General features: G+C 65.9%; 1 protein-coding gene. It reads left to right on the top strand.

The window, feature by feature from the left end:
• The first annotated feature begins 62 nt into the window (after positions 1 to 62).
• On the top strand, positions 63 to 950 hold the full coding sequence (locus AC1DYI_RS36615; RefSeq protein ID WP_477208986.1) for a class I SAM-dependent methyltransferase: 888 nt from the start codon (positions 63 to 65) through the stop codon (positions 948 to 950).
• Positions 951 to 1,072: the final 122 nt, after the last annotated feature.

Here is a 1,072-nt window from a genome sequence, read left to right as displayed (position 1 = left end):
TGACCGGTTCGTGAGCGATTGGTACCACCACATGCAGTCTCTGCTCGGTTGAAGCGGCCGACATGAAGCAGGAGCAAGCGAGTTCCACCGCCAAGGTGATCGCCGCCAGCACCGTATTGCTGGCCCACAGCCCGCAGACCGCTGCCTTGGTGGCGCCCGGGGCAGACCGGCTTTGCGCCGCGTTCCTCTCGGTCAGCACGGGCGACCGCCTGCTGTGCGCCTCGGCGCGCCATCGCGTGACGCGCCCTCTGTGGCGCGCACTCGAGCAGCTGACCCATCCGGGCATCACCCGCCACTACTGGCACCGCAAGTCGTGGATCGAAGAGCGCTGCCGACTTGCGATTGCGGAAGGCGTGCGCCGCGTCGTCATCATCGGTGCCGGTTTCGACACGCTTGCGTTGCGCCTGGCGCCGAGCTTCCCGGCCGTGACGTGGGTGGAGGTCGACCATCCGGCCACACAAGGCCAGAAACGGCGCGGCATGTTGAACTGCCAGATCGCCACGCCGGCGAACCTGCACTTCGTCGGCGCCGACTTGGCTAGAGACTCGCATTGGGCACAGCACATCGGTGCGAACGACCAACCCACGCTGGTCATCGCAGAAGGCCTGTTGATGTACCTCGCGCCGGATGGTGTGCAAAGTCTGCTGCGGGATCAGTTGCCGAGCCTGGCGCCCGGTGGCTTGCGCGTGATCTTCAGCTACATGGTTCGCTGGCCGACGGGGCGCGGCGGGTTTCGACCCGCGAGCCGTATGGTCGAGGCATGGCTGCGTCGACAGCATGAGCCTTTCACGTGGATGATGGCCCCTGTGGCCGCACCCCAGTGGCTCGGTGCGATGAACTATCAGATCGTGGAGCACCGGCAACCGCCGTACCGCGATCCCGGCCTGTCGTCAGCAGTCCCGGCTGGCCTGCAGGGCGAGAACCTCATTGAGGCCGTTCGGGTGCGTTAGCTTCGCCTCGGCATCTTGGGCCCGCGATTGAGCATCGATTCGGTGTGATGCAACTGGCCCATCGACACGAGGCCGCGCCCAATCAGCAAGGAGAAGTCCGCATCGATGTCCGCCGCCTTCAC

The organism is Ideonella sp. P3_A4 (assembly GCF_056403075.1).
Note: the sequence above shows the minus strand (reverse complement) of the source record. Positions and strands in the feature narration are given on the sequence as shown.

Coding starts and splice junctions, on each gene's coding strand:
- AC1DYI_RS36615 (WP_477208986.1), top strand. CDS start 63: ATGAAGCAGGAGCAAGCGAGTTCCACCGCCAAGGTGATCGCCGCCAGC.